The sequence below is a fragment of the Rhodovulum iodosum genome (genome assembly GCF_041020385.1).
GTDB classification, from domain to species: domain Bacteria; phylum Pseudomonadota; class Alphaproteobacteria; order Rhodobacterales; family Rhodobacteraceae; genus Rhodovulum; species Rhodovulum iodosum.
The window spans coordinates 195,528-219,313 of record NZ_JBEHHI010000002.1 but is presented as its reverse complement, the minus strand read 5'-3'; the positions used below and the strand labels follow the sequence as shown (position 1 = coordinate 219,313).

Here is a 23,786-nt window from a genome sequence, read left to right as displayed (position 1 = left end):
CGACGCAGCAATAATATCCATATTGGTTATTCTATAATCCAGATTGGATATTTTTATGATACGGTCCGGCGATCATTGTGGACATTCTTGGGAGGGCCGACATGGGTGGCACATCTTCATCCGCATCGGACAAATCCGCCGGGCGGAGAACCAGCCAGAAACGAAGAAGTCTTGGGTCACCAATGAATGCCATGGGAGGACATCGCCAATCGCAGCCGGTCGCGCCAAATGCGCCGAGCGAGACGCGCGAGCTCTTGCCCTTTCTGGACGAACTCATCGACGAGATCGAAGACACGCTGGATATCATCTCTCCGAACGCGCATTTGCGCATGACGCTCCACCTGCTTAAGGGGCATTTCGAGGCCAAGACGATCACGCCGACGTCGCTGATAGGAGCCAGCCGCGCCCCTTACGCGACGGCGAACCGGCGCCTGAAAGAAATGGTGCAGGCCGGCCTTATCGAACAACGCCCCCGCACCCGGACCGGTAAGAGCTTTTCGCTGCACCCCAGCGAGAAACTGCTGTCGCAATGGGTTCAGCTGTCGGGCCGTCTGCGACGGCTGGCCGAAGGGCATTTCGGCGGACAGGCCACCGGACGGGAAAGCCGCGATTACTATTTCGGCGGCAGCTATGCCGCCGCGCAGTTGATACCGCCACTGAATGTCCTGACCGAACCGTTCAAGGTGCCCGGGGGCATTCGGGTCCTGGTGCACGGTGATCCGACCTTCATGGTCATGGAAAACCTCAAGCGTCAGTTCGAACAGGCGCTCGGGACCCCGATCAATCAGCGCGCCTTCTCGATCGATCGCCTGCGCGAAGAAGCGTTGCGCAATGCCGAACGCCCGGCCAGCCGTTACGATATCATTGCCGTCGATCTGCCGTGGATCGGAGAGTTCGCCGAAAAGAACGTCTTGATGCCGCTGTCAGAGGCGATGGACGTAGCGCGTTTGGATCCCGCCGACTTCCATACCGCCGGCTGGAAGGCCGCCCATTGGGGTGGCCGTCCCTATGGCGTGCCGGCCCAGACCACCCCCGAACTGCTGTTCTATCGTCGAGACCTGTTCGCCAAGGCAGGGCTGAAACCGCCGGCGACGACCGATGACCTGCTTAACGCCGCCAGCGTCCTGCATGACCCGCGTCAAGGCCACTACGGCATAGCGTGGAATGCCGCGCGGGGAACCGCGCTAGGCCACACTGTCTTGATGATGATAGCAGACTTCGGTCAGCCGATCTTGGACTTACCCGAAATTGCGGGTGGTTTCGACACCGACCACCTGGCTGAAAGCGACTATCGGCCGACCATAGACACCGAGGCCGGGTTGCGCGCGGCGGAGTTTCTACTCGAGTTGATGCAGTATTCGCCGCCCGACATCCTGTCGATGTCCTGGTACGAACGGGTTCGGCCCTATGCTTCGGGCAAGATCGCCATGGCGTTTGGCTACACCCTGCTCGCACCGTATTTCGAAGGTGACGAAAGCTCGCCCGCCCACGGGCAAACCGGCTACCTGCCGCATCCGGCCGGTCCGGGAGCACGCCAGATCGCGCCCGTGGGTGGTTACGTCCTGGGCATCCCGGCCAACCTTCCCCCCGAACGCCTGGCGGCCGCGGTCGAGGCGCTCGCCGTCTTCACGTCGCCCGAAGCGCAGAAACTATTCGTACAGAACGGGAGCCGAACGAACCCGCGCTATTCCGTGGCTGCCGACCCCGAGGTGCGAGGCGCATCGTCTATCTTCGATGCGGTGGACGCGATGTCCTGGCGCGATGAACTGCAATTCTGGCCCCGCCCGCCGGTGCCCGAAATCTGCGGCATCATCCAGATCTGCGGCGAGGAATTTCATGACATGCTGCGCGGGATCTCTTCCCCGCGGGATGCCCTGCGTCGCGCCCAGGACCGGGCAGACGCGCTGATACGACCAAACGGGAAACCGTGACAGGAGGAGGAGAAACCATGGACCCCAATCGCCTGAAGGGTAAGAATATTCTGATTACCGGCGCCGCCCGCGGGATGGGCGCGGCGAATGCCGAATGCTTCGCTGCGCAAGGTGCCAACGTGTGCCTTGGGGACCTGGACGAGCGCGAGGCAAAGACGGTTGCCGAGCGGATCAATGCCGCCGGAAACGGCAAGGCCATCGCCGTGAAAATGGACGTGACCAAGCGCGAAGATAACGCCGCCGCCGTGGCCGCGACCGTCGACGCGTTCGGGCCGATCAACGTGGGCCTCTTCAATGCCGGCCTGAACAAACCCCGTTTCTTCATGGATATCGATGAGGACAACTGGGACATGATCATGAACGTCAATACCAAGGCGATGTGGCTGGGGATGCAAGAAACCGCGCGCCAGATGATCGAGCAGGGCCCGATGGAGGATCACCCCTACAAGATCATCAATGTCGGCAGTATCGCCTCTCGCAAGCCGCTGGTCGACGTGACTGTCTACTGCACGTCCAAATACGGCTGCCTTGCGCTGACCCATTGCGGTGCGATCGGCCTGGCCGAGCACAACATCACCGTCAATGGCTATGCTCCGGGCGTCGTTGTCACGCCGCTCTGGGAACAGCTGGACAAGGACCTCGTGGACATTGGTTTCAAGCAGAAGGAAGGACAGGCCTACGAGGACATCGTCCGCGAAGCGCTCCAGATCAAGCGCGTGTCCTATCCTGACGACATCACCGGCACGGCCTCGTTCCTCGCCAGCGACGACAGCGACTACATGACCGGCCAGATGATCCATATCGACGGGGGATGGTGCATCCAATAACCCGCCCAATACCCTGACACAAAATGGAAACGGGCGCAGACTGCCGCGCCCGAGGGAGTTTGCCATGTCACGCGCACTGATGCCGAACCTGCTCACACCGCAGGATCTCGAACCGAACTGGAAGTGGGAGGGACGGATTCCTGCCTGGGGACACACGTCTGTGGATTTCGAACGTCGGATCGACCACGATCGCCTGCGCCGCTACCGTCTCGCGCGGACCCGGCAGGCGCTTCAGAACTCGAACGCTGGCACGCTCCTGCTCTTTGACGTCAATAACATCCGCTACGTCAGCGCAACGAAGATCGGCGAATGGGAACGGGACAAGATGTGCCGGTTCTGCCTGCTGACCGGAGACGACAGCCCCTATGTCTGGGATTTCGGCTCGGCGGCCGTGCATCACCAGAAGTATTCAGACTGGCTTGAACCCGATCACTGCCTCGCCGGCGTTGTTGGCATGCGCGGAACCATTCCGCCGGAATTCGGCCTGATGCGAAAATACGCCAAGCAGATCGCCGGCCTGATCAAGGACGCGGGCGTGGCGGACATGCCCGTTGGCGTGGACTATGCCGAAACCGCGATGTTCCACGCGCTGCAGGAGGAGGGGCTGCATGTCGTCGATGGTCAGCAGATCATGCTGGCGGCGCGAGAAATCAAGAACTGGGACGAGATCCAGCTTTTGACCCAAGCGGCCAGCATGGTCGATGGCGTCTATCACATGATCTATGAGGAGTTGAAACCGGGCGTGCGCGAGGCAGACATCGTCGCGCTGTCGAACAAGATGCTCTACGAGATGGGCTCCGACGACGTCGAGGCGATCAACGCCATTTCCGGCGAACGCTGTAACCCGCATCCGCACAACTTCACCGACCGTTATTTCCGCCCGGGCGACCAGGCGTTTTTCGATATCCTGCAGAGCTACCAAGGCTACCGGACCTGCTACTACCGGACCTTCAACATCGGGCGCTCATCCTCTGCGCAGAACGACGCCTATGTGAAGGCGCGCGAGTGGATCGACGCCTCAATCGACTTGATCCGCCCCGGCGTCAGCACCGACACCGTCGCGCAGGCCTGGCCCAAGGCCGAGGAGTTCGGCTTCCCCAGCGAAGACGCGGCCTTCGGCCTGCAATTCGGCCACGGCCTGGGGCTTGCACTGCACGAGCGTCCGATCATCAGCCGCGCGGTCAGCCTCGATCACCCGATGGAAATCAAGACGGGAATGGTCTTTGCGCTGGAAACCTACTGCCCAGCCGCCGACGGCTATTCCGCCGCCCGGATCGAGGAAGAGGTCGTCGTTACCGAGACCGGCTGCGAGGTGATCTCGCTCTTCCCGGCCGAAGACCTCCCCATCGCGAACCGGTACTGACCATGGCAAACCCATTCGACCTTACTGGGCGCAAGGCCCTGGTCACCGGCGGCGCAACCGGCATTGGCGAGGGCATCGCCGTTGGCCTTGCCGCCGCCGGGGCCGATATCGCGCTGACCTATCGCAGCCACAAGCCGGAGGAAACGATCGGCAAGATCGAGGCGATGGGACGCAAAGCCGCTGCGGTCCAGGCGGATTTCGTCGGTATGGACGAAACCGAGGCCTCGAACATCGTAGGGTTTGCGACCGATGCGCTGGGCGGTCTCGACATTCTCATCAACAACGCGGGCATCATTCACCGGCAGGACTCGGTGGACATGCCGCTCGAGGAATGGCGCCGTGTGCTGTCGGTGAACCTCGACTCGGTGTGGCTGCTGTCGCAGGCCGCCGGACGTCGCATGGTCGCACAGGGTGCCGGGAAGATCGTGATCGTGGCCTCCGTGCTGGGCGCTCAGGGCGGGCTCCGTGTACCGGCCTATGTGTCCAGCAAGCATGCCGTGATCGGCCTGACCCGGGCGCTCTGCAACGAATGGGCGCCGCATGGCGTCAACGTCAACGCTATCGCGCCGGGCTACACCGCGACCGATAACACCAAGGCGCTGCGGGACGATCCGGTCCGGTCGCAGGCACTGCTGGATAGAATACCGGCTGGCCGCTTTGCCGATCCGTCCGAGATGGCTGGCGCGGCCGTTTTTCTCGCCTCCGACGCCGGCTCGTACTGCAATGGCAGCGTCGTCACCGTGGATGGCGGCTGGCTCGCCCGCTGAGAGAGGATGCATGCAACAGTCACTTCAAGGAAAGACCGCCCTCGTCACCGCAGCTGGCCAAGGCATCGGGCGCGCCTCGGCCGAAGCGCTCGCCGCTCTCGGAGCAACCGTCATCGCGACCGACATCGACGGAGCAGCGGTTGACCGGCTCGCCGCAGGCTCGGAGCGTATCACAGGCCAGCCCCTCGATGTGCTCGACGCCGCTGCCATCGGTGCGCTGGTCGGGTCTTCGCCGCCGCTGCAGATCCTGGTGAACTGCGCCGGATGGGTGCACGACGGAACGATCATCGACTGCGGTGAAAGCGACTGGGACCGGGCCTTCGACCTGAATGCCAAGGCGATGTTCCGGATGATGAAGGCGGTGCTGCCCGGCATGCTCGAGCAGGGATCGGGCTCGATCGTCAATATCGCCTCCATTGTCTCCAGCCAGAAGGGCGCACCGCGGCGCTTTGCCTACGGGGCGTCGAAGGCCGCGATCATCGGCATGACCAAGTCCATCGCCGCAGATTTCGTGGCAGACGGCATTCGCTGCAACGCGATCTGTCCGGGCACCGTCGACAGCCCCTCGCTGAAGGAGCGGCTGGCGGCAACCGGGGATTTCGACAAGGCGCATGCCGCCTTCACCGCCCGCCAACCCATGGGCCGCTTCGGAACCCCACAGGAGATCGCCGAGATGGTCTGCTACCTCGCGGGGGACCTTTCCGCCTTTACCACTGGACAGGCCTTCGCCGTCGATGGCGGATGGTCGATCTGATGGGGCTCGACCGGGCGGCCTCGGTCGATGATTTGCGGCGTCTCGCGAAACGCCGGATCCCCCGTTTCGCCTTCGACCTGGTCGACGGCGGCGCTGAATCCGAACGCAATCTAAGACGCAACGTCGAAGCCTTCGAAGAGGTCGCTCTCACGCCGCGCTACATGACAGACGTCTCCGAGATCGACACGCGCGCAGATCTCTTTGGCCAGACCTATGCCGCGCCGTTGGGCGTGGCGCCCATCGGCATGCTCAACGCCTTTTGGCCCGGCGCCGACCTGATTCTCGCAAGGCTCTGCGCACGCGAAAACATCCCCTACGTGGCAAGCTCGGCCGCCTCGACGACGCTTGAGCGCCTGGCCGAAGCCGCCGCGGGAAACGGCTGGTTCCAGCTTTACGTCTCAGGCGACGAGGCGGTGACCGAGAGCCTTATCGCGCGGGCCGAGGCGGCCGGCTACACAGTGATGATGGTCACCGCCGATGTTCCCGCCGCGGGCAAGCGCGACCGGGACATCCGCAACCAGCTCGCCGTGCCATTCCGTATCACGCCTGAGGTCGCGATCGAGCTCATCGCCAACCCGCGCTGGTCACTGGCCACATTGCGCCACGGAAAACCCGATATCGCAAATTACGCGGATCTGCTGCAGGGCGCCACGTCCTATGCCGACGTTCAGAGAACCCTGATCACCCCCGGGTTCACCTGGGATCACCTGAAGCGCCTGCGCGACCGCTGGGGCGGAACGCTCCTGGTCAAGGGGATTCTGCACCCGCAGGACGCGTCTGGCTGCGCCGAGTTGGGGTGCGACGGCATCGTCGTATCGAACCATGGCGGGCGCCAGGTGGCATTTGGACCGCCAACCGTCGAGGCCCTGCCGGGCATCGCCGAGGCGCTCGGCGGCCGGATCAGTATCATTCTCGATAGCGGCGTGCGTCGCGGGGCCGACATGCTGCGCGCCAGGGCACTTGGCGCGGACTTCGTACTCGCAGGCCGGGCCCTTGCCTTCGGCGTCGGGGCGGGCGGGGCCGCGGGAGCCCAGCGCGCAATGGACATACTCAAGCTGGAACTCGTACGCGCGCTCGGCCAGCTTGGCGCCACGTCTTATGAAGCCGTCGGGCCCTCCGCCCTCATCGGGTCATCGTCGCGCCAGTGACGGTTTTCGAGGGGGCTGGCAGACGAAATCGAACCGGTCTCCCAAAGGACAATGACGCTGTCCCTTATGCCGCGCCGAGCCAATGCCACTCGGCAAGTTTGGCGGCGCGGTGCCACCGTCGACGACTGGACCGCATTCCCTCGACGGCTCACTGCTGGTCGCGGGCTAGATGCCTGTCGACGAGTTCATCAAGCGGATCGATCTGACGATCCCGAGCCCTTCCGCTGCCGAAACTTTAGCAGGTCTTTTCATTGGAACGCCTCGGCGAGGTGCCGCGCGTCGGTCAGACGGTCGACATCGATGGCTGGCGGATGGAAATCATCGACCTGGACGGCTTGCGGATCGACAAGCTGATCGTCAAACGTGACGCGGCGGCCCGATGGCCGGACGCGACCGTCCCGCGCGGGCGACGGTCAAACGGGCTGCGACGGAGGGACTGCAAGAACGTCGCGATCGGCACTGCGCAGGACGGCTTCCGCCACGCTCCCGAGAAAGAAGCGGGCGAGGCCGCTGCGACCGTGCGTTCCGATGACCACGAGATCGGCAGAGTCGTCCCGCGCCGCTGATAGGATTTCTTCGGCCGGTGCGTTTCGTACCTGACGTACCATCTGCCGGATCGATCGCCAATCGACCGACTTCACGAAGGCAGAGAGCGCGCGCGAAGCCTCCTTCCGCTGGTCCTCGAGATAGGCCTCTCGCCCATCCGTCGGAATGGTGTGGCTCATGGCCAGATGAATGGCGGGAGCATCGAAGACATGCAGGATGGAAGCGTTCGCGCCGTGAGCGATGTCGCGCACCACGGAGGCTTTCGCTGCCTGCGCGGCGCCCTCCGACAAGTCCGTCGTCAGCATTACATGACGATAGGATCCCACGGGTGGCGCATTGACCATCAGAACGGGACAGGCCGCGGAGCGGATCGTCCGCTCCGCCGTCGTTCCGACAAAGACATCGCGCAGCGCTTGGCGCCTGTGCGGCCCGACGACGAGAAGATCCGGGGCCTCTTCCTCTGCCGCGCGCGCTATGCCGGCGAAAGGGTCTGCCAGAACGACCCGGGTCTCGCAGGCAATCCCGTCGACGTTCTGCACCGTGTGCCGCAACTCGTCCAGAAGCGCGGACGCCGCGTCGCGTTCACTGTCGACGATGCGGCGCGGCTGATCGTCATCCACAACGTGTACCGCCGACACGGATGAACCGAACTGTCGCGCAAGCAAAATTGCCCGCCGGAGCGCACGATCCGAGCGTTCGGAGAAATCTGTGGCCAACAGGATCTTCTGCATCTCGCGCTCCCTGTCCCGGCGCCATTGGCGACGTATCCATTCAAGCATGTCGTCACGAAAACTCGTTTGATCGAAATCATCTGAATTGCACTGAAGTTCAGTATTCTGGGCCGAACGACACCCAAAAGGGCCGAACCTATGGCGCGCGATGGCTATCAGACGGTGAAGGAGGTGGCCGACCGGCTGAAGGTCAGCGAGGCGACGGTGCGCGGCTGGATCAAGAACGGCGAGTTGCGAGCGATCGAGATCGGCAAGGGTTGGCGGATCGCCGACAGCGATCTCGAGACGTTCCTGAGCGACCACGCGACGCGGGCGCGGGAGACTGCCGAGCCGCGCCGCAGATCCATCGTCGACGCCAAGACTGACCGCGAGAGCGGTGCATGATCGATGCCCTGATCCACTCGCCCTTCGCCGAGGTCGCCGTCCTGCTCGTGATGGCCGCCGCGATAGGTCTGTTCGGCATCCTGCTGCGCCAGCCGCTGATCGTGAGCTTCATAGCGGTCGGGCTCATCGCCGGGCCGTCCGCTCTGGACGTCGTCCATTCCGACGAGCAGATCGACCTTCTGTCGGAGCTTGGCATCGCCGTGCTTCTGTTCCTCGTCGGCATCAAGTTGGACGTGAAGCTCATCCGCTCTCTGGGCCAGGTGGCGCTCCTGACCGGGCTCGGCCAGGTCCTGTTCACTTCGATCTTCGGCTATCTGATCGGGTTGGCTCTGGGGCTGGAGCACGTCACCAGCCTCTACGTCGCGGTGGCGCTCACCTTCTCCTCGACGATCATCATCGTGAAGCTGCTGTCGGACAAGCGTGAGATCGATTCGCTGCACGGGCAGATCGCGCTCGGCTTCCTGATCGTGCAGGACCTCGTCGTCGTGCTCGCGATGATCGTTCTCTCGGCAATCGGCATCGGCACTTCGGCCGAGGAGAGCGGGCCCGGCGGCGAATCGGTCCTGTCGGTTCTTGCCTCGGGCATCGCGATGGTCGGCCTGGTGGTTCTGTTCGTGCGCTACGCGGCCAATCCGCTGACCGAGCGTCTGGCGCGCGCACCCGAACTTCTGGTGATCTTCGCCATCGCAATGGCTGCGATGTTTGCGGCGGCCGGCGACACAGTCGGACTGGGCAAGGAGGTTGGCGGCCTCCTCGCGGGTGTGGCGCTCGCCTCGACACCCTATCGCGAGACCATAGCCGCCCGGCTTGCGCCGCTGCGCGACTTCCTGCTGCTATTCTTCTTCATCGCGCTCGGTTCCGCGCTCGACCTGTCGCTTCTCGGCGCGCACGTGACCGGGGCCATCGTGTTCTCGCTGTTCGTACTGATCGGCAACCCCCTGATCGTCCTCGCCATCATGGGGGCGATGGGTTACCGCAAGCGCACTGGCTTCCTGGCCGGCCTGACCGTCGCACAGATCAGCGAGTTTTCCCTGATCTTCGTGGCCATGGGCGTGTCGCTCGGCCATTTGCGCGAGGACGCGCTGGGGCTGGTCACCATGGTCGGTCTCGTGACCATCGCGGCATCGACCTACATGATCACCTACTCGCACCGACTCTACGCGATCTTCGAGCCGTTGCTCGGCATTTTCGAGCGCAAGGGCACCCCGCGCGAGCCGTCCGCGGCGGGCGCCCATGCCGAAGACGGCTACAAGGTGATCATTTTCGGGCTCGGGCGGTTCGGCACCGCCATCGGGATGCGCCTGCGAAAGCGCGGGATCAAGGTGCTCGGTGTGGACTTCAACCCTCTCGCCGTGCGACGCTGGCGCGAACTGGGCCTCGCTACGGACTTCGGGGATGCGACAGATGCGGAGTTCGTGAGTGCATTGCCGCTGTCGCGCGCCGAATGGGTCGTCTCGACCGTCCCGGTCCATCCGACCGGCCTGAGTCACGAAGACACACGGACCACGCTGATCCAGTTGACGCGCGCAGCGGGATTCCGCGGAAAGGTCGCGGTCGCCTCGCACCAGGCCAGCGACACGGCAGAGTTGTTCGGCGCCGGCGCCGACATCGTGCTCGAGCCGTTCCAGGACGCGGCCGACCGCGCTTTGGAACTGCTTTGCGGCGCTCCGGAAGAAGATCGCACCGAAATTCCGCCGATCGTGACGGAAGAGAAACAGGCATCCTGAACGCTGAACGCTGCCCTCCGGAACCTTCGCCATGGCAAAACCGAGCGAATGACAGAAACCCGCATGCTGCCAACTTTCCATGCCCGCTCCGCCGAGGACGTCCTTGAAGCGCTCTCCGCAGGGCGCGCGGGACTGACCAAAGACGAGGCCGCCGGCCGCCTTGCCGAGAGCGGGCCGAACCGCCTGCCGGAGCCGCCAAAACGCAGTCCGCTCCTGAGGTTCCTGTCCCACTTCCACAACGTGCTGATCTACGTGCTGATCGTGTCGGCCGCTGTGACGGCAGCGCTCCAGCACTGGGTCGACACTGGTGTCATCCTCGCGGTGGTGATCGTCAACGCGGCCATAGGCTACGTCCAGGAAGGCCGCGCCGAGAAGTCGATGGACGCGATCCGCGGGATGCTGGCGCCGCGTTCAGCCGTCCTGCGGGACGGCCGGCGCATCAGCGTGGATGCGGCCGATCTGGTGCCCGGCGACGTCGTGCTGGTCGAGGCCGGCGATCGCGTGCCCGCCGATTTGCGCGTGATCGAAGCGCGCGGCCTCAAGATCGAGGAGGCGATCCTTACCGGCGAGTCCGTGCCTGTCGACAAGGGCACGGCACCAGCTGCAGAAGACGCCGCCCTCGGTGACCGGACGTCGATGCTGTTTTCGGGTACGCTCGTCGCGGCGGGTGCCGGGCGCGGCGTCGTGACCGTCACCGGACCCGACACCCAGATCGGCCGGATCAGCGGGATGCTGTCGCGTGTCGAGACGCTGACCACGCCACTCGTCGCCCAGATGGACGGCTTCGCACGCTGGCTTACCCTGTTCATCCTGATCGTCGCCGGCGCTCTGCTGACCTACGGATATTTCGTTGGTCACCTGCCCTTCTCCGACCTTTTTATGGCGGTGGTCGGGCTGTCGGTGGCTGCGATCCCCGAAGGACTGCCGGCGGTCCTGACGATCACACTCGCGGTGGGCGTGCAGGCCATGGCCCGGCGCAACGCCATCGTCCGACGCCTGCCTGCGATCGAGACGTTGGGATCGGTCTCCGTAATCTGTTCCGACAAGACCGGCACGCTGACCCGAAACGAGATGATGGCGGCCACTCTGGCTGCGGCCGAGCATGTCTACTCGGTCGGCGGCAACGGTTATTCTCCCGAAGGGGCCGTGCGCTGGCGGGAGGCAGACGTGCATCCGGACGATCACCGGGTGCTCATGGAGTTCGCACGCGCCGCCGGGCTATGCAACGACGCGATGCTGCATGCCCACGAGGCGGGCTGGCGCGTCGAGGGCGATCCTATGGAGGGCGCCCTGGTGGCGCTTGCCGGCAAGATCACCCGCGAAGGGGCCGAGCCGTTCCGCCAATGGACACGCGCCGACGCCATCCCGTTCGACGCCGCCCGTCGCTACATGGCCGTCCTGCATCATGACGACGTCGGTCGGGCCTGCATCCATGTGAAGGGCGCGCCCGAAGCCGTCCTGGCGCTGTGCGAGAATCAGCGCGCAACGCATAGCAAAGTGGAACCGCTCGACACCGACTACTGGCACCGCATGGTAGAAAGCCTCGCCGCGGAAGGTCAGCGAGTGCTTGCGGTTGCCACACGCTCTGTGTCGCCGGACAAGACAAGCCTTGATACGGCGGACATCGAAGGGTGGCTGTCTCTCATCGGTCTGATCGGCCTGATCGACCCGCCGCGCGCCGAAGCCGTCACAGCCGTCGCAGAGTGCCACGCTGCCGGTATCCGGGTAAAGATGATCACCGGGGATCACGCCGCCACGGCGCGCGCGATTGCGGGCATGATCGGGTTGAAGAACCATGATCGGGTACTTACCGGCGCCGATCTCGACGAAATGGACGACATCGCGCTGGCGGATGCGGCGGTAGAGACCGACATCTTCGCCCGCACCTCCCCGGCCCACAAGCTGCGCCTCGTCACCGCCCTTCAGGCGCGCGGGCTGACCGTGGCCATGACCGGCGACGGAGTGAACGATGCACCGGCACTCAAGCGCGCCGATGCCGGCATTGCCATGGGGCTCAAGGGCAGTGAGGCCGCGAAGGAGGCGGCCGAATTCGTACTCGCCGACGACAATTTCGCGTCGATCGCCGCCGCCGTGCGCGAGGGGCGTACCGTCTACGACAACATCAAGAAGGTTATCAGCTGGACCCTGCCCACCAATGCGGGGGAGGCCCTGACGATCATCGTGGCACTCTTCGCCGGCATGGCCCTGCCCATCACCGCCGTACAGATCTTGTGGGTAAACCTGATCACCGCCATCACGCTCGGGCTCGCGCTCGCCTTCGAGCCGTCTGAGCCGGGCACGATGCGCCGACCGCCGCGTCCCCGCGACGAGGCACTGCTGACCGGCGGGCTGGTCTGGCACATCGTGCTCGTTTCGACACTCTTCCTGGCCGCCGTGTTCGGCATGTATTTCTACGCCATGGACAGGGGATATCCGGTCTCGCTCTCACAGACCATCGCGATGAACACACTTGTGGTCCTGGAGATCTTCCACCTCTTCTTCATCCGCAACATTCACGGCACGTCCCTGAACTGGACGGCAGTGCGTGGGACGCGGATCGTCTGGGCCTGCGTTCTCGTTGTCGCTGCGGCGCAATTCGCCATCACGTATATGCCGCTGCTACAGCCGATTTTTGGCACAGAGGCGGTGCAGATCTTCGATGGTCTCCTGATCATGGGAGTGGGAGCCATCTTCTTCGCGTTGATCGAAACCGAGAAGCAGATGCGGCTCGCGTTTCGGCGCTCGGAACTAAGTGGGCAGATCGAGACTTGAAAAACCGAACCTCCAGTTGAACCTAGGGGGCAGCACCGCCTGCTCCCGCATAGTCGCATCGTCGCATCGTCGCTCAGCATTTTCGCGTTCGCCGAATCCTCCGGCCGCAGGGCCTGCTCCTCGGCCGCCCGCGCCTGCAACTCCCGGCCGTACTCGATGACGGGCGGACATGCCCCGAGGCTGGCGCCATCAGAAGTCCCCGTCGCGCAGCCGCTCAGCCAGATCGTCGCGCGAACGAGGGCGCCGCGCCGCCGCCTCGAGCATCCGTCGTTGGGCGTCATGCCCACCAGACCCCTGCGCCCGCCGCTGCCATTACGACGAGTGCGCCGCGCCGATGCACAGGCCGGGGCTTTTTCGCCGCTTCGTCGCCGCTCATCGGGCCGCCTCGTCCCGCGCGGTGACCTGCGCCTGGTGCACGCGTTCTCGTTCAGGCCACTGGGTCTTGATCCACTCGAGGACGTCGCGCAGTTCGTCCTCGGAATAGATGTCGGCAAAGCCCGGCATGTTGCTCTCATACCCACCGCCGACGACGGCTGCGGTGCCGCGCATGGTGATGTCCAGAAGCACGCGGTCGGAATGGTGCCAGGTGTGCCCCGTCGCGTCATGGGGCGGGGCTGGCAGCCGTCCATCCGGGCCACGCGAACGCCAGTCGATCTGCCCTTCGAGGGCGGCCCCGTGACATGACGCGCAAGCTTGCGCGTATATCGCCTGGCCCCGGGCAAGGTCCGGCGCCAAGGCGCCATCGTCCGCATCGCTGGTTGCGACGCCCCAAATCCAACCGAAAGCAGCGATACCGCAAACCAGGAGCAGACCGCCGACGATAGCGAAGGCCCTCAAAGCTTCACCCCCCGAAGGCGTAGCGAATTGCCGATGACCGAGACCGAAGACAGGCTCATGGCCGCCGCCGCGATCATCGGCGACAGCAGCACGCCGAAAAACGGGAACAGGATGCCCGCCGCAACGGGCACGCCCGCGGAATTGTAGACGAAGGCGAAGAACAGGTTTTGCCGGATGTTGCGCATCGTGGCCTGTGCCAGCACCCGCGCGCGCACGATGCCACGAAGATCGCCCTTCACGAGGGTTACGCCCGCGCTCTCTACGGCAACGTCCGCGCCGGTGCCCATGGCGATGCCGACATCCGCGGCGGCAAGAGCAGGCGCGTCGTTGACCCCGTCCCCGGCCATGGCCACTGAAAAGCCTTCTGCGTTAAGCTCGGCGATCAGGTCGGCCTTGTCCTCGGGCGACACGCCCGCGCGCACCTCGTCGATGCCCAGTTTCCGCGCGACGGCATCTGCCGTGCGCTGGCTGTCGCCCGTGGCCATGACAATGCGCAGGCCGACGCCGTGCAGGTCGCGGATCGCGCCTGCGGTCGTCTCCTTGATCCGGTCGGCAACTGCCACGATCCCGGCAAGCCGCCCTTCCGCAGCAAGGAACATCGCCGTCTTGCCCTCGTCCTGGAGTTCAGCGATCTGCGTTTCGACCTGCGCGACGTTGATCCCCATATCCTCCATGAGTCGCGCGTTGCCGAGCGCGACCGGCGCGCCGTCGACCGTGCCGCGGACGCCCTTGCCGGTCACAGCGTCGAAATCGGTCGCGTCGAGGCGTTCGACATCGCGCTCTTCGGCCCCCGACAGGATCGCGTCTGCAAGCGGATGCTCGGAGCCGCGTTCGAGTGCGGCCGCAAGGGCGAGAACCCGGTCCTCGCCAATGTCGCCCAAGGCGATCACTTCGGTCAGGCTCGGCCGTCCCTCGGTGAGGGTTCCTGTCTTGTCGAGGACCAGCACGTCCACCTTCGCGAACCGCTCCAGCGCCTCGGCGTCGCGGATCAAGACGCCCGCCTGCGCCCCGCGCCCGGTTGCGACCATGATCGACATCGGCGTGGCGAGGCCGAGCGCGCAAGGGCACGCGATGATCAGGACGCTGACCGCTGCCACGACCGCATAACCAAGCGCCGGCGCCGGCCCGAATGCGAGCCACGCGGCGAAAGCCAGCACCGCAATGCCGATGACGGTCGGGACGAAGTATCCGGCCACCCTGTCGGCCAGGGCCTGGATCGGCGCGCGCGACCGCTGCGCCTGTGCGACCATGGCCACGATGCGGCTGAGCACCGTGTCGCTGCCGACAGCCTCCGCCGTCATCACGAAGGAGCCGGTCTTGTTCAGCGTCCCGCCAGTGACCGTGTCGCCGCCGGTCTTCTCGACCGGGACCGGCTCGCCGGTGATCATGCTTTCGTCGACCGACGAGCGGCCCTCGGCCACCGTGCCATCGACGGGCACGGACTCGCCCGGGCGCACGCGCAGACGGTCGCCAGACCTCACAGCGTCGAGGGGGACGTCCTCCTCGCCTGCCTCGGTCACGCGGCGCGCCGTCTTCGGCGCCAGGTCCATCAGGGCGCGGATGGCGTCGCCCGTGCGGTCGCGCGCGGTCAGCTCCATCACCTGGCCAACGAGGACGAGGATCAGGATCACCGCCGAGGCCTCGAAATAGAGTGGCGGACCGTGTTGCCCCTGCAGGGTTGCGGGGAAGATGCCCGGCAGCAGCAGCGACACCAGGCTGAAGCCGTAGGCCGCCCCGGTTCCGATGGCGATCAGCGTCCACATGTTCAGGTTGCCGGTCACGATGGACGACCAGCCGCGCTTGAAGAACGGCTGCGCCACCCAGACGACGACCGGGGTGGCCAGCGCGAACTGCATCCAGCGCACGGCGTTTCCGCCAAACCACTCCGCCCATGGCAGGCCCATCATGCCGCCCATCTCCAGAACGAGGACCGCCAGAGCGAGCGGCGCGCCGATCCAGAGCCGACGGCGGAAATCGATCAGTTCGGGGTTCGGGCCGGCGTCGCGCTCGGGCATCATCGGCTCGAGCGCCATGCCGCAGATCGGGCAATCGCCGGGCCCCTCCTGCACGATTTCGGGATCCATCGGACAGGTATAGAGCGTGCCCTCCGGCATCGGCTCGGGCGCCGGCCGGCCGTCGAGGTAATCGTCCGGCGCGGCCTCGAATTTCTCAAGACAGCGCGCGGAGCAGAAGTAGAACCGCTGGCCCCCGTGCTTGGCCATGTAATGCGCCGTAGCGCGGTTTACACTCATGCCGCACACGGGGTCTTCCGCCTCGATGTATGCGTCCGGATCGGCCGCAAACCTGTCCCGGCATCCGTCGTGACAGAAGTGGTAGACGTGCCCGTCGTGTTCCAGCCGGGGTTTGCCGGCCTCCGGATCGACGGTCATCCCGCAAACCGGATCGCGCGTGACAGTCTCGGCAGCTTGGGCGGTCTGGGCCATGGTAAAATCCTCCATGGGCGGACACCTAATTCTTCCAGTTACTGGAAGGTCAAGAGGTGATCCGCTATTGACCCTCCAGTTGCTGGAAGCCCCATGTATGATGCGGAAGGACCGTAGGCGCCACAAGGAAGGAGAAACACCATGAAGAAGCTCAAGCTACCCGGTGCAGCCGGGATGGTCGGTCTCGTTCTCGCCGCGCCCAGCGCCGCAATCGCCGCCCCCGGAGACGGACGATACTTCGATCACTACGGCGCGATGGGATGGGGCGGTTGGTTCGCAGGGCCGGTCATGATGGTGATCTTCTTCGCCCTCCTTGTGGGCGCGGTCGTGCTTGTCGTCAGATTGCTTGGAGCCGACGCATCGAGATCCGGCCCGCAATCTGAAGACAGGGCACATATGTTTCTGCGGGAACGATTCGCCAAAGGCGAGATCAGCGAAGACGAATACGAGGCGTCGCGAAAGGTCCTCGATGGGGAGAAGGCATGAATATCAGTGAGGTCGCAGCCGCGAGCGGTCTGCCTGCCAAGACGATCCGATACTACGAGGACATCGACCTGGTGCGCCCCGCACGAAGCGCCAACGGCTATCGCGCCTTCAGTGAGCGGGACGCGCACAAGCTTGCCTTTCTCGGCCGGGCACGGTCGCTCGGCTTCTCGATCGAGGAGTGCCGCACCCTTCTGTCGCTCTACGAGGACCGGGACCGGGCCAGCGCAGATGTTAAGCAGATCGCCACCGGGCACCTCGACCGGATCGCGCGCAAGATCGCGGAGCTGCAAGCGATGCAAGCCACGCTGGAAACGCTCGTCACACAGTGCCACGGGGACGGCCGCCCGGACTGTCCGATCCTCGATGATCTCGCAGGTATCGAGGTACAGCAGGCTTGACCGCACGACGCGCCATAGCGGTTCTGGGCGGTCTCGTCCTGGTGGCCATGGCCTTCTGGTATGCCCAGAGGCCGGGTGGCGACGTGTCCGGAGAGATCGACCTCGCAACGCTCACGATCCCGGATCTCACGGAAGATCAGGCGAGCGGCAAGGCGCTGTTCGATCGCAATTGCGCGGCGTGTCACGGTGCAAACGCGAACGGCTCGGATCAGGGCCCCCCGCTCGTTCATCGCGTATACGAACCAAGCCATCATGGCGACATGGCGTTCCTTCTCGCAGCAACGCGGGGCGTGCGCGCCCATCACTGGCGCTTCGGGAACATGCCGGCCGTCGAGGGCGTGACCAACGATGACGCGGCGAAGATCACGGCCTATGTCCGCGCGTTGCAGCGCGCAAACGGTATCAACTAAGGCATGGAATGCGCCCGGACAGGAAGCGTGTGGACCCGTCGCACGACCGGTTCCTCGGGATGGGATCGCTGGAAAGGCTGCCTGGACGCCGCGTCGAGTGCAGTCACGCGGAAGTTTGTTGTCTCAACGTGTCGCCGCAACTATTTTTCCGATATGCGGATCCTCACGTGCAGCTTTTCAATGCGGCGCCTGATGGCGTTGATCATGAGCCTTGCGCTCATGATCACTGGCATGGCTGCGTCTGCCGCGATGGACCATGCGGGGCACTCGGGCGACCGGCACACCCTCGCATCGGCCGCATCGGACATCGGAGCCTCTGGCCACGAAGAGCATCACATGCCGGCTGGAGCTTCGGACGCGGAGTGTTGTGAGCCGGAAAACACGGCTAACTCAGGCTGCCATGTGTCGGCGTGCTGTCTTTCCGAACTGCAACACTCGGAGTTTCCGGCCGCTACAGAGTACGGGCGAGGCGCCTGTGCCCAGTCGATGGTGAGTGCGCCCGGACCCTCGGTCGACACGTCTCTCCCGGAACGACCTCCTCGACTCTCCTGACAATTTCTTGCCGACCCGGCCCCTCGTGCGGCGCGGGTCGATCTCGAATATTTGGCTGGTCCCCTGTGGATCGGTCGTCAGGAGGTTGTAATGCGTGGACGCTACACGGCGCTTGCGATCCTCGCCTTGGCGGGCGGGACTGCGGGCGGGATCTACCTTGAACGGCTTTACCTCAATCCGACGAACGCCACAGCGTCCGACGGGCCGGAAATCCTTTATTGGGTCGCTCCGATGGATCCCAATTTCCGGCAACCCGGACCGGGAAAGTCGCCCATGGGCATGGACCTGGTCCCGGTTCACGCAGGTCAGGAACCATCTGGCGATCCCTCGGAAGTCTCTCTCGGCGCCGCGGAAATCAATGCGATCGGGGTAAGGACCGCGCTGGCCCGGATGACGGATGTGGCCCAGAAGATCGAAAGCGTCGGTTTCGTCGGCTACGACGAGCATCTCACCAGCCATGTTCACACCCGTGTCGAAGGGTGGGTCGAGGTTCTCAGCGTCAGGGCCGTTGGCGACGTCGTGAAAAAGGGTGACGCACTGTTCGAGCTCTTTTCGCCTGAGTTCGCCGTCGCAAGCTTCGATTTTCTAAGGTCCTCGGAAAACGGAACAGGGCTGTCGCTCGAGGCGGCTCGCAACAACCTGCGCAGCCACGGCGCCACCGAAAGGCAGATCGCGGAAATCGAAGAGACCGGCGAGGTCGCACGTCGCATCACCGTCGAAGCTCCGAGGGCCGGTATCGTGGTCGCGCTGGAAGCCGCCGACGGCATGTATCTGCAACCCGGAACGCAAGCTGTCTCGATCACGGATCTGAGCCGGGTCTGGTTGATCGTGGATGTTTTCGAACGCGACATTTCACGCCTCTCGGAAGACATGAGCGCCTTTGCCAGCTTCGAGCATCTTCCCGGGAGGGTCTTCGAAGGCGAGATCGATTACGTCTACCCCGAACTGGACCCGCGCACGCGCACCCTTCCCGTGCGCCTGCGCTTCGAAAACTCCGAAGGTTTGCTCAGGCCGGGAATGTTCGGCAACGTCAGTCTTGTTCCCAACGCGAGCCGTCAGGTTCTGACGGTGCCGTCCGAGGCGGTGATCCGCACCGGATCGGCTGAAAGGGTCATTCTCAGGACCGGTGAAGGCACGTTCCGGCCCCGGCTCGTCACCACGGGCCTGCGCGACAGTTTCGGAGAAGGCGGCCGCACGGAGATCCTGCAAGGGCTTTCGCCGGGCGAGGAGGTCGTCGCTTCGGCCCAGTTCCTGATCGACAGCGAAAGCGCATTGAGCGCGGGCTTCATGCGCATGGCGCCGACCGATGAAGAGCCCGCGCGCGGGACCGGCACTCTTGTCGCGCTCGACCGGGAACGACGGGTCGCGACGGTCCGTCACGCAGCGCTGGAGAGCCTCGACTGGCCCGCCATGATTTCGGAATTTCCGGTTCGGGCCGACATATCCCTCGAACGACTGCGCGAGGGCGATGAGGTCTCGTTCCGGGCTGCCCGGTTCGCAGATGGCCTGCTTGGCCTGATCGAACTGGGTCCCGACGACGGTGTCGCGGCGACAGGAACAGGAATGGCGCTCGCCGTGACGCCGGACGGGAAGCTGACGCTCGATCACGGCCCGATTCCGGAACTCGGCTGGCCTGCGATGCAGATGGACCTGGATGTGGCGGGCCTCGATCCCGGAAGCGTTCCGCTCGATACGCCGATCGAGTTCGATCTGGCCAAGGATGACAGTGGTATGTTCTCCATCATCGCCGTGCGGACCGAAGGCGAGGTCGCAGAACCGGCGCAAGATGGCGACGCGACGCAGATGGAAGCAGCCCCGCCCATCGTCGTTTCGGGAACAATCGACGCCGTCGACCAAAACGCAGGGCGTGCAACGATCACCCACGGTCCGATGACGGAGATCGGAATGCCCGGAATGACGATGGATTTCGCCGTCGAGCCGGGGCTTGATCTCGCTGGCCTCGAAACCGGCACGGAGATGACGCTCACCTTCGCAAGGCCGGACGGAACGAGCATGGTGCTGGCCGCCGCCGAGGCTGTCATGCCGAGCGCGCCGCCAATCGTCGTGACCGGGATGATCGATGCCGTCGATGTCGATACCGGGCGTGCAACGATCACCCACGGTCCGATTGCCGAAATCGGAATGCCCGGAATGACGATGGATTTTGCCGTCGACACCGGCCTCGACGTCTCCGCGCTGGCGACGGAAACGGAGCTTTCGCTGACCTTCGCCCGACCCGACGGCATGACCATGGTTCTGACCGCTGCGGAGCCTGCGCAACCTGCGATGGAGGTTTCCGGCACGATCAACGCGGTCGATCCCGAAACCCGGATGGCCAACATCACCCATGGGCCCATGGCCGAAATCGGAATGCCCGGAATGACGATGGATTTCGCCATCGCGGACGAAATCGATCCGGCCGCGCTGCCCACCGGGGAAGAGCTTACCCTGCTGCTGCACCGCAACCCCGATTTTTCCATGACGCTCGTCGGCACCACCGCCATGCGGAGCGTCTCGCAATGATCCCCGCCATAATCCGCGCCTCGATTGCGAACAGGTTCATTATCGTGGTCCTCGCCCTGATGATTGCGGCGGCGGGCATCTGGGCCATCCGCGAAACGCCGGTGGACGCCATTCCGGACCTGTCGGACGTTCAGGTGATCGTCCGCACCCCGTATCCCGGGCAGGCGCCGCAGGTGGTCGAGAACCAGATCACCTATCCGCTGGCCACGGCCATGCTCGCTGTGCCGGGCGCGCAGGACGTGCGCGGCTTTTCCTTTTTCGGGGACAGCTTCGTCTATGTCGTCTTCGAGGACGGCACCGATCTCTACTGGGCGCGCTCCCGCGTGCTGGAGTATCTCGGCCAGATCACCGGAAGCCTGCCCGAGGGCGTGTCTCCGCAACTGGGCCCGGACGCGACGGGCGTGGGGTGGATCTACCAGTATGCCCTGATCGACCGCACGGGAAACCACGACCTGTCGCAACTTCGCACGCTGCAGGACTGGTTCCTCAAATTCGAGCTTCAGGCGGTCGAAGGCGTCTCGGAAGTCGCGACCATCGGCGGGATGGTCAAGCAGTATCAGGTCGTCGTCGATCCGAACAAGCTCAGGGCCTACGACATAACGCTCGCGCAGCTGCGCGGCGCGATCCAGGCCGCGAACCGCGAAACCGGCGGCAGCGTCATCGAGATGGGCGAGGCGGAATTCATGGTTCGCTCCTCGGGCTATGTCGACGAGTTGGCCGATCTCGCGAGCGCCCCGCTCATGGTCAACGAACGTGGTGCCGCACTGACCCTCGGCGATGTGGCGGATATCCGGTTGGGCCCCGAAATGCGGCGCGGGGTCGGCGAGTTCGACGGGCTCGGCGACGCGGTCGGCGGCGTCGTGATCCTGCGCTCGGGCGGGAATGCGCTCGCCACGATCAAGGCGGTGGAGGCGCGTATCGAGGAGTTGCGCCCGAACCTCCCGGAAGGGGTGGAGATCGTCACCACCTACGACCGCTCCGGCGTCATCGAACGCGCCATCGAGAACCTGCAGAAGAAGCTGACCGAGGAATTCATCGTGGTCGTGCTGGTCTGCGCCGCCTTCCTTCTGCACCTGCGCTCGTCGCTTGTGATCCTGCTATCGCTTCCGCTGGGCATCTTCGCGGCCTTCATCCTGATGAAGGCGCAGGGCGTGAACGCCAACATCATGTCTTTGGGCGGCATCGCCATCGCCATCGGCGCCATGGTCGACGCCGCCATCGTGATGATCGAAGCCATGCACCGGCGGCTCGAGAAGGAGAAGCTGACACCCGAAAACCGGTGGCGGATCGTGCAGGAATGCGCCTCCGAGGTCGGCCCTGCGCTGTTCTATTCGCTGGCGATCATCACGGTGAGCTTTCTGCCGGTTTTCGTGCTCGAGAACCAGGAGGGACGGCTGTTCAAGCCGCTCGCCTATACAAAGACCTACGCGATGGCCGCAGCGGCGATCCTATCGATCACGCTGGTTCCGGTCCTCATGGGCTATTTCGTCCGCGGCCGCATCCTGCCCGAACGCAAGAACCCGCTGAACCGCATCGTCGTATTGATCTATCGCCCCTTCCTCGACGCGGCCATCGCCTGGCCCTGGGCAACGACGTTGTTGGCCGCCGCCGTCGTCGCCTCGATGTGGTACCCGCTCCAGCGTCTCGGCTCCGAGTTCATGCCGGAACTGAACGAGGGCGACTTTCTCTACATGCCGACCCTCTATCCGGGCGTGTCCATCGGAAAGGCGCGCGAGGTCCTGCAGCAGACCGACCGGCTGATCGCCACCATCCCTGAAGTGGAGACCGTTCATGGCAAACTCGGGCGGGCGGATACGGCGACCGATCCGGCCCCCCTGACCATGATCGAGACCACCATTCAGCTCAAACCTGAGGAGGAGTGGCGCCCAGGGATGACGATGGAGGGGATCCGCGACGAGCTGGACCGCATCGTGCAGATCCCCGGAGTCACGAATGTCTGGATTCAGCCGATCAAGAACCGGATCGACATGCTGGCGACGGGGATCAAGACGCCTGTCGGTGTCAAGATCTCGGGCGCCGATCTGGAGGTCATCGGGCAGATCGGGATCGCTGTCGAGGATGCCGTGCGGGGCATCGATGGTACCGCATCGGCCTATGCCGAACGCCCCGTGGGCGGGCGGTTCATCGAGATCGACGTGAAGCGCGAGGCTGCCGCCCGCTACATGATGAGCGTGCGCGACGTGCAAGACGTGGTGCAGACGGCCATCGGCGGAATCCAGGTGTCGGAATCGGTGGAAGGGCTCGAACGATTCCCGATCAACCTGAGATACCCGCAATCCTGGCGGGACAGTCCGGAACGGCTTGAGACTTTGCCTGTGGTCACGCCCTCTGGCGCTCATGTCCCTCTGGCCGCCCTCGCCGACATCCAGATCGTCGATGGTCCGGGCATGATCCGGTCCGAGAACGCCCGACGTACCGGCTTCGTGTTCATCGACATCGCGGGCCGCGACCTTGGCAGCTACGTCGCCGAGGCCCGCGCCCGCGTGGCGCAAGAGGTTTCCCTGCCGCCGGGATATTCGCTGAGCTGGTCGGGCCAGTACGAGTATATCGAGAGGATGCAGGAGCGCCTTACCATCGTGGCGCCGGCAACGCTTCTGATCATCACCCTCATGCTCTTCCTCGCCTTCAACCGTATCATCGAGGTCGGGATCATTCTCGCGGCGCTGCCCCTCGCCCTGGCCGGCGGCGTTTGGTTTCTCTGGTATCTTGCCTTCGACATCTCGGTGGCCGTTCTCGTCGGCTTCATCGCGCTGGCCGGCGTCGCGGTCGAGACCGCGATCGTGATGCTGCTCTACCTCAATCTCTCCTGGGAAAAGCGGCGCAGGCTCGCGCAGTCCGAGAACCGCAAGCTGACGAGGGACGACATCGAAGAGGCGGTCTTCGAGGGCGCGGTGCTGCGGGTGCGGCCCAAGGTCATGACGGTGGCGACGATCTTCGCGGCGCTCATCCCGATCATGTACGGCACCGGCACCGGCTCCGAGATCATGCAAAGGATCGCGGCGCCCATGATCGGGGGCATGGTCACGGCGACGCTGCTGACGCTCTTCGTCATACCGTCGATCTTCGTGATCTGGAAACAGCTCGCGCTGCGGCGCGTGAACCGCGAGATCACCCCCATCATTCTGCGGCCTGAAGAAGCGGTGCCTGCCGAATAATCGAAACTGC

General features: G+C 64.6%; 17 protein-coding genes and 1 pseudogene. 15 read left to right on the top strand and 3 right to left on the bottom strand.

Annotated elements, in window-relative coordinates; translation table 11 throughout:
• Positions 1–182: 182 nt before the first annotated feature.
• The 7 genes and pseudogenes from Ga0609869_RS10185 to Ga0609869_RS10155 all read left to right on the top strand — a co-directional run.
• Positions 183–1,931, top strand: a complete 1,749-nt coding sequence (locus tag Ga0609869_RS10185) for an ABC transporter substrate-binding protein (RefSeq protein ID WP_125406779.1) — start codon at positions 183–185, stop codon at positions 1,929–1,931.
• 17 nt (positions 1,932–1,948) lie between these two features.
• On the top strand, positions 1,949–2,758 hold the full coding sequence (locus tag Ga0609869_RS10180; protein WP_125406776.1) for an SDR family NAD(P)-dependent oxidoreductase: 810 nt from the start codon (positions 1,949–1,951) through the stop codon (positions 2,756–2,758).
• A gap of 64 nt (positions 2,759–2,822) precedes the next feature.
• On the top strand, positions 2,823–4,121 hold the full coding sequence (locus Ga0609869_RS10175; RefSeq protein WP_125406773.1) for a M24 family metallopeptidase: 1,299 nt from the start codon (positions 2,823–2,825) through the stop codon (positions 4,119–4,121).
• 2 nt (positions 4,122–4,123) lie between these two features.
• Positions 4,124–4,888 carry an SDR family oxidoreductase gene (locus tag Ga0609869_RS10170; protein WP_125406770.1) on the top strand — a complete coding sequence of 255 codons (765 nt, stop codon included), beginning with the start codon at positions 4,124–4,126 and terminating at the stop codon, positions 4,886–4,888.
• A 10-nt stretch (positions 4,889–4,898) separates the two neighbouring features.
• The gene (locus Ga0609869_RS10165; RefSeq protein WP_125407341.1) at positions 4,899–5,642 is read left to right on the top strand and encodes an SDR family oxidoreductase; all 744 of its coding nucleotides are present in this window, start codon (positions 4,899–4,901) and stop codon (positions 5,640–5,642) included.
• Positions 5,630–6,790 carry an alpha-hydroxy acid oxidase gene (locus tag Ga0609869_RS10160; RefSeq protein ID WP_125406767.1) on the top strand — a complete coding sequence of 387 codons (1,161 nt, stop codon included), beginning with the start codon at positions 5,630–5,632 and terminating at the stop codon, positions 6,788–6,790. The genes Ga0609869_RS10165 and Ga0609869_RS10160 overlap by 13 nt, the downstream gene beginning before the upstream one ends.
• Before the next feature lie 251 nt (positions 6,791–7,041).
• Positions 7,042–7,143 (top strand): annotated as a pseudogene (locus tag Ga0609869_RS10155) (transporter associated domain-containing protein); the annotation flags it as partial.
• Positions 7,144–7,203: 60 nt separating this feature from the next.
• Here Ga0609869_RS10155 and Ga0609869_RS10150 read toward each other — a convergent pair.
• Positions 7,204–8,067, bottom strand: a complete 864-nt coding sequence (locus Ga0609869_RS10150) for a universal stress protein (protein WP_125406762.1) — start codon at positions 8,065–8,067, stop codon at positions 7,204–7,206.
• A 138-nt stretch (positions 8,068–8,205) separates the two neighbouring features.
• Here Ga0609869_RS10150 and Ga0609869_RS10145 point away from each other — a divergent pair, with 138 nt between their 5' ends.
• Genes Ga0609869_RS10145 through Ga0609869_RS10135 form a run of 3 tightly spaced genes read left to right on the top strand, consistent with a single transcriptional unit; the run spans position 8,206 to position 12,950 of the window.
• Positions 8,206–8,451, top strand: a complete 246-nt coding sequence (locus Ga0609869_RS10145; protein ID WP_125406759.1) for a helix-turn-helix domain-containing protein — start codon at positions 8,206–8,208, stop codon at positions 8,449–8,451.
• Positions 8,448–10,178, top strand: a complete 1,731-nt coding sequence (locus Ga0609869_RS10140) for a cation:proton antiporter (protein WP_125406757.1) — start codon at positions 8,448–8,450, stop codon at positions 10,176–10,178. Before Ga0609869_RS10145 ends, Ga0609869_RS10140 begins: the two co-directional genes overlap by 4 nt.
• A 48-nt stretch (positions 10,179–10,226) precedes the next feature.
• Positions 10,227–12,950: a cation-transporting P-type ATPase gene (locus Ga0609869_RS10135; RefSeq protein ID WP_245972326.1), complete on the top strand. Its 2,724-nt coding sequence runs from the start codon at positions 10,227–10,229 to the stop codon at positions 12,948–12,950.
• Positions 12,951–13,322: 372 nt separating this feature from the next.
• Here Ga0609869_RS10135 and Ga0609869_RS10130 read toward each other — a convergent pair whose 3' ends face one another.
• On the bottom strand, positions 13,323–13,742 hold the full coding sequence (locus tag Ga0609869_RS10130; RefSeq protein ID WP_438826879.1) for a c-type cytochrome: 420 nt from the start codon (positions 13,740–13,742) through the stop codon (positions 13,323–13,325).
• Positions 13,743–13,783: 41 nt separating this feature from the next.
• The gene (locus tag Ga0609869_RS10125; protein ID WP_125406754.1) at positions 13,784–16,246 is read right to left on the bottom strand and encodes a heavy metal translocating P-type ATPase; all 2,463 of its coding nucleotides are present in this window, start codon (positions 16,244–16,246) and stop codon (positions 13,784–13,786) included.
• Between the two features lie 126 nt (positions 16,247–16,372).
• On the opposite strand from Ga0609869_RS10125, the gene Ga0609869_RS10120 reads away from it, so the two are divergent.
• The 5 genes from Ga0609869_RS10120 to Ga0609869_RS10100 all read left to right on the top strand — a co-directional run bounded on the left by Ga0609869_RS10120 (position 16,373) and on the right by Ga0609869_RS10100 (position 23,776).
• Positions 16,373–16,717, top strand: coding sequence for an SHOCT domain-containing protein (locus Ga0609869_RS10120; protein ID WP_211336821.1), 345 nt, complete (start codon positions 16,373–16,375; stop codon positions 16,715–16,717).
• On the top strand, positions 16,714–17,115 hold the full coding sequence (gene cueR, locus Ga0609869_RS10115; protein WP_125406752.1) for a Cu(I)-responsive transcriptional regulator: 402 nt from the start codon (positions 16,714–16,716) through the stop codon (positions 17,113–17,115). Before Ga0609869_RS10120 ends, cueR begins: the two co-directional genes overlap by 4 nt.
• 47 nt (positions 17,116–17,162) lie before the next feature.
• Complete coding sequence (locus Ga0609869_RS10110) at positions 17,163–17,525, top strand: c-type cytochrome (protein ID WP_125407329.1); 363 nt, start codon at positions 17,163–17,165, stop codon at positions 17,523–17,525.
• Positions 17,526–18,167: 642 nt separating this feature from the next.
• On the top strand, positions 18,168–20,600 hold the full coding sequence (locus tag Ga0609869_RS10105) for an efflux RND transporter periplasmic adaptor subunit (protein ID WP_125406749.1): 2,433 nt from the start codon (positions 18,168–18,170) through the stop codon (positions 20,598–20,600).
• Positions 20,597–23,776, top strand: a complete 3,180-nt coding sequence (locus Ga0609869_RS10100) for an efflux RND transporter permease subunit (RefSeq protein WP_125406746.1) — start codon at positions 20,597–20,599, stop codon at positions 23,774–23,776. The genes Ga0609869_RS10105 and Ga0609869_RS10100 overlap by 4 nt, the downstream gene beginning before the upstream one ends.
• Positions 23,777–23,786 lie beyond the last annotated feature (10 nt).

What these genes read in the sequence shown, in the direction of transcription:
- Ga0609869_RS10185 (WP_125406779.1), top strand. Translation starts at nt 183, where the DNA reads ATGAATGCCATGGGAGGACATCGCCAATCGCAGCCGGTCGCGCCAAAT.
- Ga0609869_RS10180 (WP_125406776.1), top strand. Translation starts at nt 1,949, where the DNA reads ATGGACCCCAATCGCCTGAAGGGTAAGAATATTCTGATTACCGGCGCC.
- Ga0609869_RS10175 (WP_125406773.1), top strand. Translation starts at nt 2,823, where the DNA reads ATGTCACGCGCACTGATGCCGAACCTGCTCACACCGCAGGATCTCGAA.
- Ga0609869_RS10170 (WP_125406770.1), top strand. Translation starts at nt 4,124, where the DNA reads ATGGCAAACCCATTCGACCTTACTGGGCGCAAGGCCCTGGTCACCGGC.
- Ga0609869_RS10165 (WP_125407341.1), top strand. Translation starts at nt 4,899, where the DNA reads ATGCAACAGTCACTTCAAGGAAAGACCGCCCTCGTCACCGCAGCTGGC.
- Ga0609869_RS10160 (WP_125406767.1), top strand. Translation starts at nt 5,630, where the DNA reads ATGGTCGATCTGATGGGGCTCGACCGGGCGGCCTCGGTCGATGATTTG.
- Ga0609869_RS10150 (WP_125406762.1), bottom strand. Translation starts at nt 8,067, where the DNA reads ATGCAGAAGATCCTGTTGGCCACAGATTTCTCCGAACGCTCGGATCGT.
- Ga0609869_RS10145 (WP_125406759.1), top strand. Translation starts at nt 8,206, where the DNA reads ATGGCGCGCGATGGCTATCAGACGGTGAAGGAGGTGGCCGACCGGCTG.
- Ga0609869_RS10140 (WP_125406757.1), top strand. Translation starts at nt 8,448, where the DNA reads ATGATCGATGCCCTGATCCACTCGCCCTTCGCCGAGGTCGCCGTCCTG.
- Ga0609869_RS10135 (WP_245972326.1), top strand. Translation starts at nt 10,227, where the DNA reads ATGACAGAAACCCGCATGCTGCCAACTTTCCATGCCCGCTCCGCCGAG.
- Ga0609869_RS10125 (WP_125406754.1), bottom strand. Translation starts at nt 16,246, where the DNA reads ATGGAGGATTTTACCATGGCCCAGACCGCCCAAGCTGCCGAGACTGTC.
- Ga0609869_RS10120 (WP_211336821.1), top strand. Translation starts at nt 16,373, where the DNA reads ATGAAGAAGCTCAAGCTACCCGGTGCAGCCGGGATGGTCGGTCTCGTT.
- cueR (WP_125406752.1), top strand. Translation starts at nt 16,714, where the DNA reads ATGAATATCAGTGAGGTCGCAGCCGCGAGCGGTCTGCCTGCCAAGACG.
- Ga0609869_RS10110 (WP_125407329.1), top strand. Translation starts at nt 17,163, where the DNA reads ATGGCCTTCTGGTATGCCCAGAGGCCGGGTGGCGACGTGTCCGGAGAG.
- Ga0609869_RS10105 (WP_125406749.1), top strand. Translation starts at nt 18,168, where the DNA reads ATGCGTGGACGCTACACGGCGCTTGCGATCCTCGCCTTGGCGGGCGGG.
- Ga0609869_RS10100 (WP_125406746.1), top strand. Translation starts at nt 20,597, where the DNA reads ATGATCCCCGCCATAATCCGCGCCTCGATTGCGAACAGGTTCATTATC.